This is a genomic window from Acinetobacter sp. TR3 (assembly GCF_027105055.1).
Classification (GTDB): Bacteria; Pseudomonadota; Gammaproteobacteria; order Pseudomonadales; family Moraxellaceae; genus Acinetobacter.
Genome location: NZ_CP114264.1, coordinates 1,246,146 through 1,264,783 on the forward strand (window position 1 = coordinate 1,246,146; position 18,638 = coordinate 1,264,783).

The 18,638-nt window shown below is 37.0% G+C and carries 13 protein-coding genes, 3 pseudogenes and 1 other annotated feature; of the genes and pseudogenes, 11 read left to right on the plus strand and 5 right to left on the minus strand.

Annotated elements, in window-relative coordinates:
• The first annotated feature begins 152 nt into the window (after positions 1-152).
• Positions 153-311, plus strand: coding sequence for a hypothetical protein (locus O1449_RS16285; protein WP_324097330.1), 159 nt, complete (start codon positions 153-155; stop codon positions 309-311).
• A 21-nt stretch (positions 312-332) separates the two neighbouring features.
• On the opposite strand, the gene O1449_RS05810 is transcribed toward O1449_RS16285, so the two are convergent.
• The gene (locus tag O1449_RS05810) at positions 333-1,604 is read right to left on the minus strand and encodes a tyrosine-type recombinase/integrase (RefSeq protein WP_004699746.1); all 1,272 of its coding nucleotides are present in this window, start codon (positions 1,602-1,604) and stop codon (positions 333-335) included.
• Between the two features lie 451 nt (positions 1,605-2,055).
• Here O1449_RS05810 and O1449_RS05815 point away from each other — a divergent pair.
• Positions 2,056-3,215, plus strand: a protein-coding gene (locus tag O1449_RS05815; protein WP_269239421.1) for an IS3 family transposase whose coding sequence is annotated in 2 segments (ribosomal slippage) — positions 2,056-2,290 and positions 2,290-3,215 — 1,161 coding nt in all. Because the reading frame shifts where the segments join, the coding sequence is not laid out codon by codon here.
• A gap of 110 nt (positions 3,216-3,325) precedes the next feature.
• Positions 3,326-4,141, plus strand: a complete 816-nt coding sequence (locus O1449_RS05820) for an ATP-binding protein (protein WP_269239422.1) — start codon at positions 3,326-3,328, stop codon at positions 4,139-4,141.
• A gap of 409 nt (positions 4,142-4,550) precedes the next feature.
• On the opposite strand, the gene O1449_RS05825 is transcribed toward O1449_RS05820, so the two are convergent.
• From O1449_RS05825 to O1449_RS05835, 3 genes are all read right to left on the minus strand, one after another.
• Positions 4,551-5,364, minus strand: a protein-coding gene (locus O1449_RS05825; RefSeq protein ID WP_269239423.1) for an IS5 family transposase whose coding sequence is annotated in 2 segments (ribosomal slippage) — positions 4,551-4,983 and positions 4,982-5,364 — 816 coding nt in all. Because the reading frame shifts where the segments join, the coding sequence is not laid out codon by codon here.
• A 153-nt stretch (positions 5,365-5,517) separates the two neighbouring features.
• Positions 5,518-6,741: an HmuY family protein gene (locus tag O1449_RS05830; protein WP_269239424.1), complete on the minus strand. Its 1,224-nt coding sequence runs from the start codon at positions 6,739-6,741 to the stop codon at positions 5,518-5,520.
• Positions 6,742-6,762: 21 nt separating this feature from the next.
• Positions 6,763-8,799 carry a TonB-dependent receptor plug domain-containing protein gene (locus O1449_RS05835; protein ID WP_269239425.1) on the minus strand — a complete coding sequence of 679 codons (2,037 nt, stop codon included), beginning with the start codon at positions 8,797-8,799 and terminating at the stop codon, positions 6,763-6,765.
• Positions 8,800-8,971: 172 nt separating this feature from the next.
• Between O1449_RS05835 and O1449_RS05840 the strand changes: the two genes are divergently transcribed.
• The 7 genes and pseudogenes from O1449_RS05840 to O1449_RS05870 all read left to right on the plus strand — a co-directional run bounded on the left by O1449_RS05840 (position 8,972) and on the right by O1449_RS05870 (position 16,408).
• Entirely contained in the window at positions 8,972-9,958 is a 987-nt protein-coding gene (locus tag O1449_RS05840; RefSeq protein ID WP_269228197.1) for a DUF6607 family protein, read from the plus strand.
• A gap of 10 nt (positions 9,959-9,968) precedes the next feature.
• Positions 9,969-10,126: pseudogene (locus tag O1449_RS05845) on the plus strand (hydrolase or metal-binding protein); the annotation flags it as partial.
• A gap of 561 nt (positions 10,127-10,687) precedes the next feature.
• The gene (locus tag O1449_RS05850; protein ID WP_269239426.1) at positions 10,688-11,035 is read left to right on the plus strand and encodes a POTRA domain-containing protein; all 348 of its coding nucleotides are present in this window, start codon (positions 10,688-10,690) and stop codon (positions 11,033-11,035) included.
• Positions 11,036-11,082: 47 nt separating this feature from the next.
• Positions 11,083-12,331 (plus strand): annotated as a pseudogene (locus tag O1449_RS05855) (IS3 family transposase).
• Positions 11,372-11,485 (plus strand) — a sequence feature (AL1L pseudoknot). It overlaps the preceding pseudogene by 114 nt.
• Positions 12,332-12,750: 419 nt before the next feature.
• Entirely contained in the window at positions 12,751-13,023 is a 273-nt protein-coding gene (locus tag O1449_RS05860) for a hypothetical protein (protein WP_004662783.1), read from the plus strand.
• A 132-nt stretch (positions 13,024-13,155) separates the two neighbouring features.
• Positions 13,156-13,670: pseudogene (locus O1449_RS05865) on the plus strand (IS5 family transposase); the annotation flags it as partial.
• Positions 13,671-13,942: 272 nt separating this feature from the next.
• A complete protein-coding gene (locus O1449_RS05870; protein WP_269228193.1) occupies positions 13,943-16,408 on the plus strand; it encodes an acyl-CoA dehydrogenase in 2,466 nt (821 codons plus the stop codon).
• Positions 16,409-16,459: 51 nt separating this feature from the next.
• On the opposite strand, the gene O1449_RS05875 is transcribed toward O1449_RS05870, so the two are convergent.
• Positions 16,460-17,758, minus strand: a complete 1,299-nt coding sequence (locus O1449_RS05875) for a sigma-54 interaction domain-containing protein (protein WP_269239427.1) — start codon at positions 17,756-17,758, stop codon at positions 16,460-16,462.
• A gap of 192 nt (positions 17,759-17,950) precedes the next feature.
• Between O1449_RS05875 and O1449_RS05880 the strand changes: the two genes are divergently transcribed.
• On the plus strand, positions 17,951-18,634 hold the full coding sequence (locus tag O1449_RS05880; protein WP_269239428.1) for an MBL fold metallo-hydrolase: 684 nt from the start codon (positions 17,951-17,953) through the stop codon (positions 18,632-18,634).
• Positions 18,635-18,638 lie beyond the last annotated feature (4 nt).

Sequence of the window (18,638 nt, forward strand, 5' to 3'; positions counted from 1 at the left end):
ACATTCACTGAAATAAATCAAGCTAACTCCACCTCTCATGGGTGGAGTTAGATTTTCTATATTGTTTTTTTATTTAGCTACTTATAGTGTTACGCCAGCGTTTCTCTATTTCGGATTCGCTTACTTAAAGCGAGTGTGGGATAAGTAAGCAGATCCTTTTTAGTAATTGGTATGCTCATTACAAATTCTTTTGGGAACATCAAATTAGTTGGATGGATGAGCAATTAAAATTCAGATTTATAAGAGATAAAATTCCTTTATCTCTTATTTTTATATTAAGTGTTTTTGTAATTGGGATTGTACTTTTTTGAGCTGTACCACATGGCTTCAGGCTATTTGTGCATGATATATGTTGCCCAATCAGCCATTAAGCCTTTACGTTTTTCTAAATAGCCTCCACGTAAATAAGAAGCTTCAACCTTATCTGGAAGTTTGTGTGCGAGAACATGTTCACACACTTCTCTACGGTAATCTGTTTTGTCTGCCGACCAATCACGGAAAGTAGACCGAAAGCCATGCGTTGTAATGACTCGGTTTTGTTTGGGATCAATATAGCCTAAGCCATTTTCTTTAAGCTTTTGCTCATGCAGTCGTTTGATTAGGGTCGTCAAAGACATATCAGAAAGCATCTCACCACTCCGTGGCGCAGGGAAGATGAAATCTTGAATTAGAGTATGATTTTGAATTGATTCAAGCAAACTTATCGCTTCTTTCGACAAAGGCACATGATGTTCCTTTTCTGCTTTCATACGTTCTTTAGGAATAATCCAGACTTTATTCTTAAAATCAATTTCCTGCCATTTCGCCCCAAAAATCTCACCAGAGCGACAGGCGGTTAAAATTGCAAATTCCAGAGCTTTTGGTGAAATTCCTTTTTTCTGTCTTAAGTGTTGGATAAACTCAGCAACCTGTTCATAGGGCAGGGATGGGTGAGGGCGTGATTCCTGCTTTAAATTACCTAATATAGGTTCAAGATTGCCTTTCCATTCGGCAGGGTTGTCACCCTCAAAATATCCCATTGCTTTGGCATAATCAAAAATGGTTTCTATACGACCACGGATACGTTTGGCTGTTTCGTTTTTCTCAACCCAAATAGGTCTTAAAACTTCAGCAATATCGGCTTTGGTAATGTTACTAATAGTAAGATTGCCCAAAGTTGGGTAAATATAAGTTTCTAGTGTTGATGACCATTGTCCAATATGTTTTTCATTTTTGAGTTCACGGGTTTTATTGGCAATAACAACTTTTGCACATTCCATGAATGTTTTGTTCCGTAGTTGCTGAACATGAAGCTTTGCAAGCTGTTCCTGTTGATGGACAATTGGATCAATACCACTTCGTATTTGTAATTTTAATTCAGTGGCTTTAGCACGAGCTTCAGCTAAAGAAACTTCAGGGTATGGACCAATACCAATATCACGTCGATGAGGTTTTAATTTTCCATCTTTATCCAGATGTTTTCCCACCACCGCACGTAAAATCCAGACACGGGAAGTTCCTTCGACGTTTAAACAAAGACCATCAACACCACCTACGTGATATCGACCAGTCTCTTTAATTTTTGCTACACTAAGCGCAGATAGCTCTTTAGCTTTCTTTGGCATGTTATTGTCTACCCCTCAAATTACCCCTCATAAAATACTGGAAATAGTCGGATTAGACAAGACTGAGTTGGATGGGTGTAATTGTAATTAATTGAAAAATATTAATTTATAATATTGGATTGGACTTCTTAGGATTGGTGTTAGACGGACACCGCTTCCGCCAAATTCAAGTTTCTGACACTGTTTAACACTATATAAGTTTATGATTTATAAGGTTAAAGTTGGAAATATATGACATGACAAGCCGCGACGCACTAAGCCAATCGGTAGTTATAAAGTAGTAAAAAATGCAGTAAGATTATTTCTTACTGCATTTTTTTATGTCTGAATTATGGCGACTCGTGGAATCAACAAGCTTAGTGCTTTACAAGTTAAAAATGTGATCCTAGCCAAAATAATGGACAATGCATCCCTCTAAAGCTAACGTAAAGTTAACTTTGGAGATGTAAAAATGGCTAAACGTTTTAGTCCGGAATTTAAACAGCAAGCAATTGATCATGCACTTTCAAACTCCCACGAGCCTATAGCTGCAATCGCCCATAAATTAGGTGTGGGTTATTCAACCTTAGATAAATGGATTCGTGAAGCCAATCCAGTAGGTTCAAGCAAACGTCAACTTTCTCCTGAACAACAGCGGATCTTGGAATTAGAAAAAGAAGTCAAACAGCTCAAGGAAGCCAATGACATCTTAAAAAAAGCGCATGTGTACTTTCTGACAGATCATGCCAAGAAAAGTACACGGTAATTCAAGATATGGATATAAATGAAGTCACTGTGTCTTCTGTCTGTAAATGCCTAGATGTCAGCACTTCAGGCTATTATGCCTGGCGAAAACGCCAGACCAATACAGCGCAGAAATACAATGATTTAAAAGTTGTATATTGGCAGCATCATGCGCGCTTGGGTGCACCGTCATTGGTACATGACATGCGTGATTTAGGTTATCGCATGAGCGAACGTACCGTTGGAAGGATGCTAAAAAAGCTTGGTTTACGTAGTAGGATTGCACGTAAATACAAGCATACGACTGATTCAAACCATCGTTTGTCTACAGCATCAAATTTGTTGGATCGCCAATTTACAGTTACTCAGCCTAATAAAGTTTGGACAACGGATATTACCTATATCCGAACTAAAGAAGGCTGGCTGTATTTATGTGTGATGCTAGATCTATTCAGCCGTCGTATTGTGGGATGGCAAACCAGCCATCTGATAGATCGTCAATTGGTATGTGATGCATTTAATTATGCAATGGCGCGTCAGGGTTATCCAACAGGTGTCATGGTGCATTCTGACCAAGGCTCACAGTACTGTAGTCGTGATTTTAGGGCGCTATTATTGACGAATAACTGTATTCAAAGCATGTCTAGACGAGGAAACTGTTGGGACAATGCAGTGACCGAAAGCTTCTTTCATACATTGAAAGGTCATGTGGTCCATGGCAGTGTGTTTGCCACTCGAAAAGAAGCTAATACTGTCTTGTTTGACTATATTGAGATTTATTACAATCGGGTCAGAAGGCATTCCGCAAACGGCTGGTTAAGTCCAGAAGCCTTTGAACAGAAATATTTCAAGAATTTAGAGGGATCGGTTGTCCACGATACTGTCTAGGATCAAGTTTACGGAATGAAATTGCATATGATAGTGCCTTGCGTACAGTAATGCCTTTTTTAATTCTTATGCCCATATTGCTACTTATTGTTGCTCATTTAGTTAGGAACATGTTTCAGCCTATTTCTACACTTTCAAAAGAAATAGACCAACGTGCTGAACATGACTTACGTCCTATTGAAAGTAGACATTTACCAACAGAAGTACGTCCCTTCATTATTGCAATCAACGCACTGTTTATACGTGTAGAACAGTCAATGGAGACTCAACGTCGTTTTGTTGCAGATTCAGCGCATGAATTAAGAACACCAATGACGGCTATTTCATTACAAGCTGAACGATTGTCAGAAGCTGAGATGTCTGAACTAGCTCGTGAACGATTACAAATATTAAGACAGGGGGTAAATAGGGGGCGGAATTTGTTGGATCAGCTTCTTGCTTTAGCTAAAGTTCAGTCTAATCCTGAATTTATGAAAACATTGCTACCTATTCAAAATATTTATTATCAGGTATTAGAAGATTTGATGCCATTAGCAGAAGCTAAGCAAATTGATATTGGAATTGAAGGAAAACTTAATGTTCAAATTTGGGCGAATGAGCTAGACCTCACTATGATTGTCAAGAACCTAGTGGACAATGCAATCCGTTATACACCAATAGGTGGCCGTGTTGATCTATCCATAATTCAACGTGATAATAGAATGATTTTACAAATACAAGATAACGGCCCAGGTATTTCTGTCGCTGAAAGGGAAAGGGTTTTAGATCCTTTTTATAGAATATTAGGAAATGATCAGATTGGATCAGGTTTAGGGCTATCAATTGTCAATGCTATTTCGAAGAGACTTGATGCAAAAATTTATTTCGACTTTACTGATAAGGAAACCCAGACAGGGCTAAAAATTCAAATTTCTATTCCACTTTAAAATTAATAGTTAGCCAAAGGGAAGTATAGAATGTTTTACTTATTAATATTGAATTTAATGAATCTTTAATAACACGGTAAAATTTTTAATAATATTAAAAATTTTTATGATGATGTTTTATCATATATTATTATATACAATCATTGCATTTTGTGTCTATTTTTAAGGAGAAAGATATTGTGTGAAATTTGTATTTATCAGATAGATTTTTAATTTGATTTAAGATGTAATTTTTATTTTCATATGTAGGTGAATCTAATATAAATGTTTTTTTACATACGTTACATGTAATTCTAATAATATCAGAGCCTTTTTTAAATGAAAAAATTGCTTGGTTGTCTTCTCTTTTATATCGGTGAATAAGCCTTTATCTTCAAATTCTTTTAAAATATTAGACCTCTTGCGAAAGTTATTTTTTGATCATCCAATTGATAAGCCCAGAAATTAAATTTACTCTTAATCCGAATCTTTTTCGTCTATTTCTATATCGTTCACTCAGAATACGAAAGACTTTAAGTCTTGAATTGATATGTTCAATCGGAATTCGACGACGACTTATTTCCTTGTTGATTTGCTTAGCTTCTTTCGGTAAGCTCATTTTCCTTGGTTTTTTAATTGGAATTAATAACTTACTCTTTATTTCTTTGAACCCTTTATAGGCCAAATCCCCCAAAACACATGTAAAATTGGCAAATTCTTTAGTATATTTTCGAGCTATTTTAAGATCATGCATTGTCCCTATTTCAACTTGAATACTCACAATTTGATTTAATTTTGGACTAAAAATAACCTGTGTTTTTAATGTATGCTTCTTCTTTTTCCCACTATAGAATTTTCTTTGTTTTTTTGGGACGTTCAATTTGTGATTCTGTAAAATCTATGATTACAAAATCATCATTTGCCACATGTTGATTTCGTTTAGGTAAAGCAAAATATCGAGATTGAATCAGGGCATTTTCAACTTTTTGAATCGTGCGATTAACATTACTTTCAGCTATACCATAATCAACTGATAATTCTAGCTGTGTTCTATATGATCGTAAGTAATTCAAAGATAATAATAATTGATCTTCTAAAGTTAAAGAATGCGGACGCCCAGATTTTTTCTTGGCGCGCTCAGAATTTTCTAAAATCGTCATCATTTTAGAAAATAAAGGACGAGGAACCCCAACTAAACGTTTAAATTCTTCATCATTAAATCGTGTTAAATTTTCATATCTCATAGAAAATAGTATAAACGATTTTATACTTTCGCAAGAGGTCTATTCTATCAAAGTAAGTTGCATTCATTTATAAATGCTGTGTTCCCTGAATGATAATAAATAGGTAGTATTTATCTTAAATAAAAAACGGAGCAATGCTCCGTTTTTTATGGCTTATTTTGCAGGTTGGACATCTAATTCGAAAGTCCATGTGGTTGCACTTGATGCATTACTTGGATCTGCGTATTTAACTTCTTTAAGTTGCAGACGTGCGTAGCTATTGCCTTTATTTCCTCTAATAACCGTTGCACTATCTGTATTTGCTTTCAACATATGCGCAGCCTGCAAGCCATCTGCTTGAGCGGCAGCTAATGTTGGGTAGTAGTTATACCAACCATACGATAATTTTTGCGGGTAGGTGCCTTTGAAAGCTGGATTTAAAATAGAAGTAATACTATTAGAAACCCATTTTACATTTGTTGTTGATACTGCCGCTTTTAGATCTGCTTCAGTTGTAACGTAAGCATTGCTGTCTTTAAATTTATCGGTAACGGGTTTACCGTCTGCCCCATAGAAGCCTGCTGGCTGTGATGTCACCATACTACCAATACCTTGGTTAAGCTGTACGTTATAACGGTTAAACGCCAATTGCCACTTTGCATTTGCACCTTTGGTGGTTGTTCCTGTGCTGAGATCGACATAATTCCAGCCTTGGGTTGCATCAATGGTTAAGGTTTTTACATCATGAGGAAGTTGGGTATTGATATAACGGATCGAGATATAACCAGAAGTTGTGCCTTGGTAATAATTATAAATCTGCACAGCGAAAACTGGCTTCTCATAAGTACCGACTACATTTTTAGAGCTTGAATCGGTTGTGACTAAGAATGTTTTGAAATTTGGTGACATCCGATGATCACCAAATAAATCATATTCGAAAAAGCTGTTACTGCCAGAAGTTGTATCCATAAATGCATTGCTATACGCATCTACACTCCAAGCCTGCGCTGGTAAGCTACCACTTTGCGTTGCATCCAGTTCTTTAGATAGATTTTCCCAAGTCGCATCAAAGGGTGAATAAAGCACACCACCATTGCCTGAGCCACTGACGCCACTGTTTGAAAAAAGCAGTGGGGTACGCGTACCCATGGCAAATTTCAAATCCCATTCAGCAGTTGTACAAGAAATTTCGGTTTGAGTGTCAATATCATAACAATAGGAATTGTTGGCACTGGGAGTCACTCTCCATTGTTTGCTTTTCAGCGTAAATAAATCTGTTTTGGTTGCGGGTGGTGTGCTATTTCCACCATTATCCGATGAACCACCGCCACCGCAGGCGATCAGTAAGGTACTTAGCGTGCTTAGTGCAAATAATTTAGCTAAATTTAAATGAGACATTGTTGAGTGATCCTTTAAAGATTATTTCAGATTGCTATTCCAGTTAAAGCGCAGCCCCATGTAGGTATATCGTCCTGCGATAGGTCGGTAATCTACTGCGTTAGAGAAATTACGTTGTTCATTGAATATATTGTCGATGCCTGCGAAAGCACTGATATATTTGTTGATGCGATAGTCAACTTGTGAGTCAAGAGTGATCCAGCTCGGTGATTGTTTTTGATTGGCACCGTCCCCGTATTCATCGCTTTGGTAACGACTACGTAGAGTCAGGTCTAACTGATCATTCAAGGCATAATCAGCCCCTAAGCGCGCAATATGTTTTGGACGTCGTGTTAGAAGTGTATTTGTGGTTTTATCCTTGGCTTCGGTATAGGTATAGGCACCATTGAGCGAAAGATAGGGGGTCAGATTCCATTTAACTGAGCTTTCAAAGCCTTTGGTTTCAGCCTTGGCAACGTTGCTATAGCTATATTGAGTAATACCATTCAGTGTTGTTGCGTTGTCAAAGTCTGTTTGAATGAGGTCCTTAACATCATTCCAGAATAGGTTGAAGTCAGCATTCCAGCGATCATTTTGAACAAGGCTTAATCCCAGTTGATAGCTATCCGATGACTCTGGTTTTAGATTCGGATTACCAATCACGATATAGCCTAAGTGACTATGGTCAAAAGAATAAAAGCGTTCTTTGAGATTAGGAACACGGTAGCCCTGACCATAACTTAAGCGTAAATCTGCCAAGAGATCATTTTGCTCGTAAAAGCGGTATTTAGTACTGAGTTTAAAGGCATTGTGGTCACCAAAATCATCATCATTTTGGAAACGCCAACCAATGACTGCATCGAGATTTGGGACTAAATTGAAATCATTTTGAACATAGAATTCATGGCGATCACGTTTAACGCTACCACCTTGCATCTCAAACTTACCATTGTTGCTCTGCTCTAGTTTTTCTTCATGCCAGTCATAGCCCAATTGCCAGTTTTGTTTTTGCCATTTAGGGAGTGTGAGTTGTGAGCTGAGATGATTATTTTCTTGTTTTGAGTTTCTCAATGCAGATAAATAACCATCTACAGTTTGCACTGAAGTGGAATCATATGTTTCATGGACTGCTTTTAAATCGACTTTGGCAGTGTTCATGAGATTAAATTGAGACCCTGCGCTAAAACGTTGGCGCTCAATATCTTCAACTTTGTATTGCTTTAGATTAAATGGAGATACAAAGAGTAGGCTGCGTTGATGATCTTTTTCTTTGTATTCATTGAAATCTGCCCAAAGCATAAATTGATCTGTAGCTTGCCATGCACCATAAACGGCATATTGTTGGCGTTTCTGTTCATCGCCTTGTTGTGCATAGTTCTCTGGTTCTACTGCAAATCCATCATTACTGAATTGATCTGCAATAATGCGGCCTTTCAAATTTGAATTTGCAGCTTCAATACTGATTTTCTGATGGTGATTGTTGATGGACGTGTTTTTTCCATCCGCATTTTGTTTGCCATATGAGCCAATATCGATTTGGCTTGAAATTGAAATACCTTCCTGAACTTTCTTCGTAATAATGTTAATCACACCACCCATCGCAGATGAACCGTATTGTGCAGATGCAGCACCTTTAACCACTTCAATATGTTCAATGCCACCAATTAAATATTGATCCAAATCAACAGTAGAACTGGTGCTGGCAGCAAGCGGTAAACCATCAATCAAAATCAGCACTTGGTCACTACTTAGACCTTGTAGTGAAATTTCATAGCCTGATTTGCCATGAATTTCTCTGAGCAGAATCCCAGGGATATTTTCTAAAGCATCTTTTAAGGTAATGGCATTGGTTCGTTTTAGTTCATCTTCACTGATAATTTCGGTTCGGATTGGGCTATCGATTAATTTTTTTTCTGAACGTGTTGCTGTGACCACAATAGTATCAAGGACATAATGTGGTAATTTGGCGCTAGCATTTGCTGATTGTTCGAAGGCGTGAATCGATGGAGACATTAAACCTACTGCTAAAAGGGAAGCAAATAAAAAAATAGGTCTAGAAGAAAATTGAGGAGGTCGCATATTCACAGCATTCAATAGTAATGAAAATTATTCAATAATATAAATGGTAATCATTATCATATTAATTTACAATACCCCACAGGTTTATTTCAAAAAGATACGTACAGCTATTTTTTTAAAAGTTGTTTTATCTAATTGAATCAATGATTTAATATTTTATTGAGATTTTTTTATGAAACTTAAGCTATCTTATGTTTTGGTTACAGCATTTGTGATGGGGATAACAAGTGTAAATGCAGCACAACAGCCAATAAAACTAGCTGAGGCATTACAGCAGCAATCTTTACATGAAAATCTGACACAGGAACAAGCGCGTCAAGCCATTTTGAAAATGGCTGGAGAGTACAAAGTCGATTTTCGTTTTGAAGAACTCTATTCACTTAAACAAGGTTATGAACTCAAAGATGATGATTTATCAAGTGGACATGAAACGGTCATTGTTTTAGAAAACACACCTAGTAAAGTGTCATTACAACATATCTTGGTTGCAGGTGGGCAAGTAGTGAAACACTGGCGTCAAGATTGGGAATACGAACCTACTAAAATGTGGAGCTATATTGGTGACTATCGCTGGAAAAGCATTGATCTAAAAAAAGCTGAAAGTAGCGGTAAATGGTTACAAACAGTATGGCAAGTTGATGATTCACCCCGTTATGCTGGTTTAGGAAAATGGATAAAAGACAATGGTGTTGTTGAATGGGTATCCAATGAAACCTACCGCCCATTGCCACGCCGTGAACATACCACACGTAATGATTATGATGTAATCATTGGTATCAATCGTCATGCACTCACAGCAACAGGTTGGGTACATGAGCAAGACAATATTAAATTTGATAGTAAAACCAATACTGCACTGGCACGTGAACTTGGGGTTAACAAATATAACAAAGTCGAAGGTTATGACTTTAAGCCTGCTTATGATTATTGGAAAAACAATGCGGCGTATTGGAGTGCAGTCAAGGGGGCATGGAGCGATGCATTTAATCAAAATCAAATTGTGGCATTAAAATTTGCAGAGAAAAATGAAAAGTCTCATTTTAGTTATTTTAATGACCAAGCTGAGTCGGTTGCAGGAAAAGCAGTAAAGGCTGAACAGTTACAATCACAAGCAAAAACTTTGCTTAATCAACAGTTACTTGAGGGCAAAGTTAATTGATTAGAATTAAAAGGCTTTGAATCATATAGTTTCTCAAGGCTATGGCAATGCCTACTTTGAGGTGGGAGGAAAAGAGTGCTTAATATTGTTGATGAGTTCTATACAGATTAATCAAAACTAGAGCAGCATCAACAATCTCATGATCTCACTTATGTTCAAGATATCTAAAAAGGGTTGCAGCAGTCAGTTCAGGTTTTTAATTAAATTAAAGAAGGAGAACAATGTTCTCCTTCTATTATGGCTAAGATTATTTTTTATTTATAGTCAGCTCAAAGGAGTTTAAATTTTTGACGAAATTAAATAGACCATACGAGTCTGTATAATAAATATGCACTTGATAATGATTTTCATTTTGTTTATTGCTTATCATGGAGCTTGTGTATAAATTTCGTATCAATTTAGATTGATCTCTATTAAATAATTTAGATGAATAAAAAAATATTTTTGGGATGCGTACTGAGCTACATTCCAATTTATAGCTATGCGTTAGAAGATATTTCACTTCCAGAAGTGATTAGATAAGATCAACGTTTAAATGAGCTAAAGAACCAACTTTTAGAGCAAGATCTGCAAGTCAGCCCTCAACAAAAGAAATCGAACAGTTACACAGTCAAAGATATTGTTGTAGAAGAAGCACCTTGTTTCCCGATTAAACAAGTTACACTTTCAATTAAAAATAATCATGACAATCAATATCAGGCTAAAGATTTCTCCTATTTATTAAAACCATTGAATAATGAAAAAAAAGGAATTATTGGTAAGTGTATCGGTACGCAAAGCTTACAAAATTTAGTCCGATATTCCCAAAATGAATTGCTCAAAAAGGGCATGATTACGACTCAAATTACAGCTCAACCACAAGACTTGAATACAGGTATTTTAGAGCTACAACTTGAACTAGGTCGATTACATAAAATCATTAGACAAAACGAACAACCTTCAAAATTAGAACTTTATTCAGCTTTGCCATTCAAAGAACAAGATGTACTCAATTTAAGACAATTAGATCAAGGTCTAGAGAATCTGAAACGCACTTCAAATCGTACTTTGGATATTGAAATTGTACCAGCAAGTTGAACCGTACTGGGTTTGTCGGAGAGTCAATATTCTGAGAGACTATCCCGATGACAAAATTAAAATATACCCCTGAAATCAGAGAAAGAGCGGTTCAATTATTGATTGAATCTGAAAAAGATTATCCATCGAATTGGGCTGCGATCACCGCTATTGCTCCCTGAGCAGTATACTGCGCAAGGGTTATACTCCTGAAACACTACGTGTTTGGTATCAAAAATATTTAGATAAACAAAATCCAGTTAAAGTACAGCAGCTTTCAGACCAAGAACGTATCAAACAACTCGAACGTGAAAATAAAGAACTGCAACGCGCCAATGAGATTCTACGTAAAGCAGCCGCTTTTTTCGCCCAGGCGGAGCTCGACCGCCCACACAAATAATGGTGGATTTCATCCATAACAATAAAGACTTATATGGTATTGATGCGATTTGTAAGATTTTACCGATCGCAGCTTCAACCTATTACCGAACTTTAGATCTCTGCGATGAGAAGCATTGCTTCGCAAGGGAACATCGAGCAAAGCGAGATTTACATGACTTGCATCATGCTGAACAAATTAAACGAATTTGGAAGGAAAGTTCAGGTCGGTATGGTGTGCGTAAGGTCTGGCAACAATTGAAACGTGAAGGTTATGTTATCGCACTTTGTACAGTTGCTCGATTGATGCAGAAGCTAGGTATACAAGGTGTTTGGCGTGGTAAGAATAAACAAACCACCCGTAGCCGAGATGACCAAAAACGAGCACCTGACTTGGTGAAACGGAATTTTAGAGCTGATCAGCCTAATAACTTGTGGGTTGCTGACTTTATCTATATTCAAACTCATTCAGGCTGGGTCTATACCGCCTTTATTATTGATGTGTTCTCACGAGCAATTGTTGGATGGAAAGTATCTACACGAATGAATACAGATATGGTGCTCGATGCATTGGAGCAAGCATTGCATGATCGGGGCATGCCAAAGAATGTGATTCATCATTCCGACAGAGGTGTGCAATATCTTTCTATTCGCTATACCCATCGTTTAGAAGCTGCAAATTTACGAGCATCAGTCGGTACGACTGGTGATTCATACGATAATGCTCTGGCTGAAACGGTGAATGGCTTATACAAAACAGAGGTGATTGAATATTTAAAAGCAGATTGGCAAGGTTTAGCAGATGTACAACTTGCGACACTAAACTGGGTAGATTGGTTCAACAAAACGCGTGTACATAGTGCACTGGGTTATGTATCGCCTTTTGAGTTTGAAGCAATGTACTATGATAAGATTAACCCGTTAGGTCAGGTGGCCTAACTTAAATAAAAAAGTCTCCGACAAACCCGGTACGGTTCATTATGTATTTAGGCATGTATAAATAATAATTTTATAGAACATCATTGGTTTTAATGGGAAGTATTATTAAGTGTATTTAAGCAATTAAACATGCGTAAAAAATCAAAAAACCACCATAAGTGATTGTATTTTTGTTTACTTTTTAGCTCTTACTTATGAGAATTTGCACTTTTTGATTTTATGCAGCCAAAGACCTACTCTTTATAGCCTAGCATTAGTGACAATTTTCGCCATTTAGCTTCCAGTCTTGTTGTTTATGTCAAAAATATGACTTAAATATTTAATAACTAAAAATAAATATTAAAAAATGGTTGAATAATAAGCAATTATCTATAAAGATAACTAATATTCACTTGGTCGTTCATTCTAGGAGGTAGATCATGATTGATGTGCAATATTCCGAAAATGTCTCTATACATCAGTTATCTGATGACGCATTCTTGTTAAGAGTCAATGATGCCAAGGTTTATCAATATTTGCTCAAGCAATGTGGCAAGGAATTCGGTTGGGAACGTTCGATACAAAAATCTCAAAGTTTTTTTAACGGTGATATTGAATATCAAATTAACCTTTCTGATATTCCATTGGAAAATTTTGGACGAGATTTCTTTATGTTGGAACCAGAGCTACTCGATAACATTGCGAAAAGTTAATACATAGCTTGATTATATGCTGTGTATAGTTAGTTATATATTTCAGTTTTTCGCCACGTCATCCCCTTGACGTGGTCTTTTTATATAAAACTACTTTATTGAAAATAGAATCAATTTTATAATTTTGATACTGAATATCATCGCCAATCGCGCAAACTTCATATTGGTATAGATGCTAACACCCTTCAAATACGAGCAGTTCAGCTCACAACAAATAATGTGAGTGATTCACAGGTGCTTGGTGATTTGCTTGATCAAATTCCGTTGGATGAACGAATTGATTCAGTCGATACAGATGGTGCTTATGACACAAAGCACTGCCGACAAGTCATTTTAGATCGAGATGCACATGCAGTCATTCCACCTAGGAACAATGTAAAGCTTTGGAAAGATAAGAAATTGAGATATTTAGAGAGAGGAATGAATTATTAAAAACAGTCAAACGGCTAGGTAGGTCACTTTGGAAAAAATGGTCTGGTTATCATCATCGAAGTTTAGTGGAAACCAAAATGCATTGCATCAAATTATTAGTTGATAAATTAACAGCAAGGAGTTTTCCTAGTCAGGTGAATGAGATTCATGCACGTGTAGCAGTTTTGAATAAATTCACAGTATTTGGTCGACCTCATACCCAAGTTGTGACTTGAATTTAGCTCAATTACGGTAGCATTGTCTTTCAAACCTTTGTACAACAAAGCCTCGCTGCACTAGTAAACCGGATAAACTTGCAATAACAAATTTCGCAAGATGTCTTATCTTGATACGGTTGTGTAATGTTTAATAGCGAATTTAAAAAAAATCAATCTGATCTGTAGAATAAAAATTCACGCTTTTTTCACCTATTTCCATCTAAGTTCAAACATGAAGTCATTCAAATAAATCATTTTTCTCAGTTCAAGTTGAAGGCAAAGGAGTAACTATGACTCTCGTATTGATATTGCTTAGCTTGTTGATTCAGTTTGTTGTGTTGTGGGCTGTATTTTATTTCGAACTCAATCGAACAATTGGTAGTATTGTTGCTATCGCCACTGCGATTCTCTGCGCGATTTTTATTACACCGTGGAGTTTAGTGGTTGGTATTCCCATCATTTTAATGAGTATTATTTTACTTGTTGCACCATTACGTGAAGCTTTAATTGCTAAACCTGCGTTTAATATTCTTTCCAAAGCAATGCCTAGCATGAGTATTACAGAAAGAGAAGCTTTGGAAGCAGGTACAAGTTGGTGGGAAAAAGAATTATTTATGGGAGCGCCTGATTGGGAAAAGTTCGATCAATATCCATATCCAAAACTTTCTGTAGAAGAACAATCTTTTATAGACAATGAAGTTCAACAACTTTGCGCCATGCTTGATGAATGGAAAATTCACCACAAAGATAAAAATTTACCTCCTGAAGTTTGGCAGTTTATTAAAGATAAAGGTTTTTTAGGACTCATCATTCCAAAATCATTTGGGGGAAAAGAATTTTCAGCATTTGCTCAAAGCCGCATTATGAGCAAGATAGCATCACGTTCATTGACTGCGGCAGTGAGTTGTATGGTGCCCAACTCGCTTGGTCCCGGTGAACTATTACTCCATTACGGTACAACTGCACAGAAGCAACGTTATTTACCCGGCTTAGCAAATGGTACAGAAATTCCTTGCTTTGGCTTAACCAGTCCAGAAGCTGGTTCTGATGCGGGAGCAATTCCAGATACAGGTATAGTCTGTTATGGGGCTTATCAAGGACAAGAAGTTCTTGGTCTAAAAATGAATTTTTCTAAAAGATGGATTACGCTTGCACCGATTGCAACGGTAATTGGTTTGGCATTTAAGTTGTACGATCCAGATGGTCTATTAGGTGATAAAAGTAAAAGTGAATATGGAATTACCTGTGCATTAATACCTGCAAGTCATGAGGGGATAAAAATAGGTGCACGCCATAATCCTGGTGCGCCATTTATGAATGGAACCGTGGAAGGAACAGACATTTTTATTCCAATCGACTGGATTATTGGTGGTCAACAAAATGCAGGTAAAGGTTGGCGCATGTTGATGGAGTGCCTTGGGGTTGGTCGTGGTATTTCTTTACCAGCATTGGCCACTGCTGCGGGTGAGATGAGCTACCTTTTAGTGGGTGCATTTGCTAGCGTTCGACAACAGTTTAAAGTGTCAGTTGGGCATTTTGAAGGTGTGCAAGAGGCAACCAGCGATATTGCCAGTGATGCCTATATGCTTGAGTCATTTAGATACATGGTGACTTGTGGTTTGAATCAGGGCGGGACCCCAGCCGTCATGACAGCCATGGCAAAATATTATGCGACTGAAACCATGAGAAAAGTGATTAATCATGGTATGGATGTCGTTGGTGGACGTGCGATTCAGCTAGGGCCACGTAATTTTCTGGCTTTGACCTACCAATCTATACCTGTTGCAATTACGGTAGAAGGGGCAAATATTCTTACGCGTTCTTTGATGATTTTCGGTCAAGGTTCCATGAGATGCCATCCGTATTTATTTGAAGAACTGCAATTATTGCAATCAGACAATAAAGCGAGTGCTCTAAAAAAATTCAATACCTTGTTATTCAAACATCTTGCTTATACTTTTAATCGTGCTGCTAAAGCGCTTGCATTTGGTCTCACAGGGGGCAGTAAAGAGGGTTCTTCAGCAGCTGATGATTTCTCAAAACCATATTATGCAATTATCAATCGGATGAGTGCTGATTTTGCTTTGACGGCAGACATGGCATTGGGAATATTGGCTGGAGATTTAAAACGTAAGGAAATGCTTTCAGGTCGTTTAGCGGATATTCATGCCCATTTATTTATTGCAACATCGATTCTTAATTATTATGAGCATGGACAAAGAACTGAACCGGATCAAAAACATGCAGAATTAGCATTAAATAAGGCTCTCTATAATGCTCAGGAAGCATTCTTTGGATTCTATGAAAATTTCCCTGTGAAAATTGCTGCGAAATTGGTGAAATTAATCAGTTTCCCATTTGGTCGACCAGTCACAAAGCCATCGGATGAACTCAAACAACAAGTTGCTCAATTACTGCTAAAAGAAAATTCTTTTAGGGCGGAATTGAAAAAACATGTTTATTACACAACCGATGAAACAGATGTGATGGGACGCATGGAATCAACTTTCCAAATGTTGCTAACATTGCAGCCGCTTTGGGATAAGTTTAAAAAAGCTGAATCGAAAGATCAGTTTAAGGGGCTGACTTTTGAGGAACATATTGCAGATGCCGTTGCAGTGGGTTTTATTACTGCAAATGAATCGGAACAGCTTTTAAAATATAACGCTAAACGCTACGACAGTATGCTGACTGATATATTTGATCAGCATTTAGAAAATGACTTGCCTCTTGGAAACCCTCATTTGAAAAGTTAGATAAGGTGATCAATAAAAAAGCGAGATGTTCAAGTCTCGCTTTTTTATTTTTTATAAATTAAATTTTTTACGATAACGCCAAAGTGTGGTTCGACTCATACCCAGTGCTTTTGCTGCGAGTGAAAGATCATTTTGGTATTGAATTAATTTTTTCCGTATCGTTTCTTTATTGATTTTATCCGAAAGCAGCAGTGGGTCTACTTCTATTACTAGGTTTGAAAGGATTGAATGTTGATTATCAATGATTTCATCGGGCAAATCGTAAATATCAATCTCAGATTTTTCATTTGCCATCGTCAGTGCATAGAGTAGGGTATTTTTCAGTTCACGAACATTTCCGGGCCAATCATAATCAATCAGTTTCTGTAAGGCTGCATCAGAGAGTTTTGGAGAAGCTCCAAAAACATTTTGTTGCTCAGTTAAAATATAATTGGCAATAAAAGGAATATCTTCTTTGCGATCACGGAGTGGTGGAACAAAAATTGGAATCACACGGAGTCGATATAATAAATCCTGACGGAAGCGTCCAAGACGAGCTTCTTCTCGTAACGCTCGATGAGTAGCGGTGATAATACGGACATTCGCTCTAATCGATTTTTCTCCACCTAAAGGTGTAAATTCACCAGTCTCAAGAACTCTTAATAATTTTGCTTGAAGTTCTAATGGAATTTCAGCGATTTCATCTAAAAAAAGTGTTCCGCCCGCAGCACGTTCAAAGACACCTTTATGTTCTCGAATTGCCCCTGTAAATGCACCTTTGACGTGACCAAATAATTCGCTTTCCAGAATGTTGGCATTTAAAGCTGCACAGTTAATGGCAATAAATACGTTATTTTTCCGCTGACTATGATCATGGATAGCCTGTGCAACCAGTTCTTTTCCACTGCCAGACTCGCCTCGAACTAAAACAGGAAACTCTGTAATTGCAACACGTTGAATGATTGAAAACATGCGTTGCATTTCAGCAGATTGGCTATGAAAAGTCTGCTCTAAAGCTGTGATCTTTTGATCTTGTTTTATTTTCTGTATGACTTGAGTGGATTGTAATAAATACATGGTTCCCTCAAAGCGCTGATCGATAATTCTAATGGGATGACGATGGCAAAACAGCTCAATGGATTGAGCTGCATCACTAATCATATGTCGTCCGATTTCAAGCTCATGATGTTGTATTGTTTTTTTTAAAGTTTGAAATAATGAATTATTGATTTTTTTATCGTTCAATTCATACACAAAGCGCTGCTTAGATTGATCTAAGATAAGAAGGGAACTGTCTAACATTAGGGTTTGCAATTTAAACAAAAAGCTCTCTAAATCAGCTTGAGTATAAAAATCAATCGCTTGGCTCATGATGTTTCATTATATGTTTTTCACTTGAAACAATTGAAACACATTATGCAACATTAATGAAATGGTGATTTTATTTAAAATTAAATATTATTAATTAATATATTGTTTTATTTGAATATAATTTATAACGCATAAAGTTGGCACTTAGTTTGCAAAATAAGAATATAACCAAGCATATCGAGACCAATTCAAATGATACTTCATCAGTTTTTTGAAAAAGAAAGTTCAACTTATACTTATTTGGTTGCATCTGAACAAACACGTGAAGCGGTACTGATTGATCCAGTTGCATCTGAAATAGAAAGTTATGAACAAATGCTGAATCAGTTGAATCTCAAGTTAGTTTACAGCTTGGATACGCATGTTCATGCAGATCATGTTACGGCTGCAAATTTACTCAGAGCACGTTTTGGCTGTAAAACAGTTTTACATCGTAACTCTGGCGTGGATTGTGGTGATATTTTTATCACTGACCGGAGTGCGATACGTGTTGGTGAATTCTTAATAGAAGCACGTTACACCCCTGGACATACTAATGCCTGCACAAGCTATGTCATTGACAATATGGTGTTTACAGGAGATGCATTACTGATAGATGGTTGTGGTCGTACTGATTTCCAAGAAGGAAATGCTGAAACCTTATACGACAGTATCCACCAACAGATATTCACTTTACCGGACGACACGATTGTTTACCCGGGACATGATTATAAAGGTCGTTTGTCTTCAACTGTAGGGCATGAGCGTGTACATAATTCCCGTTTAGGTCAGGGGCGTAGTAAACAAGACTTCGTTGAAATTATGAAAAACCTTGATCTTCCATATCCTAAAAAGATTGATATTGCTTTGCCTGCAAATAAAGCATGTGGGAAATAAGGGG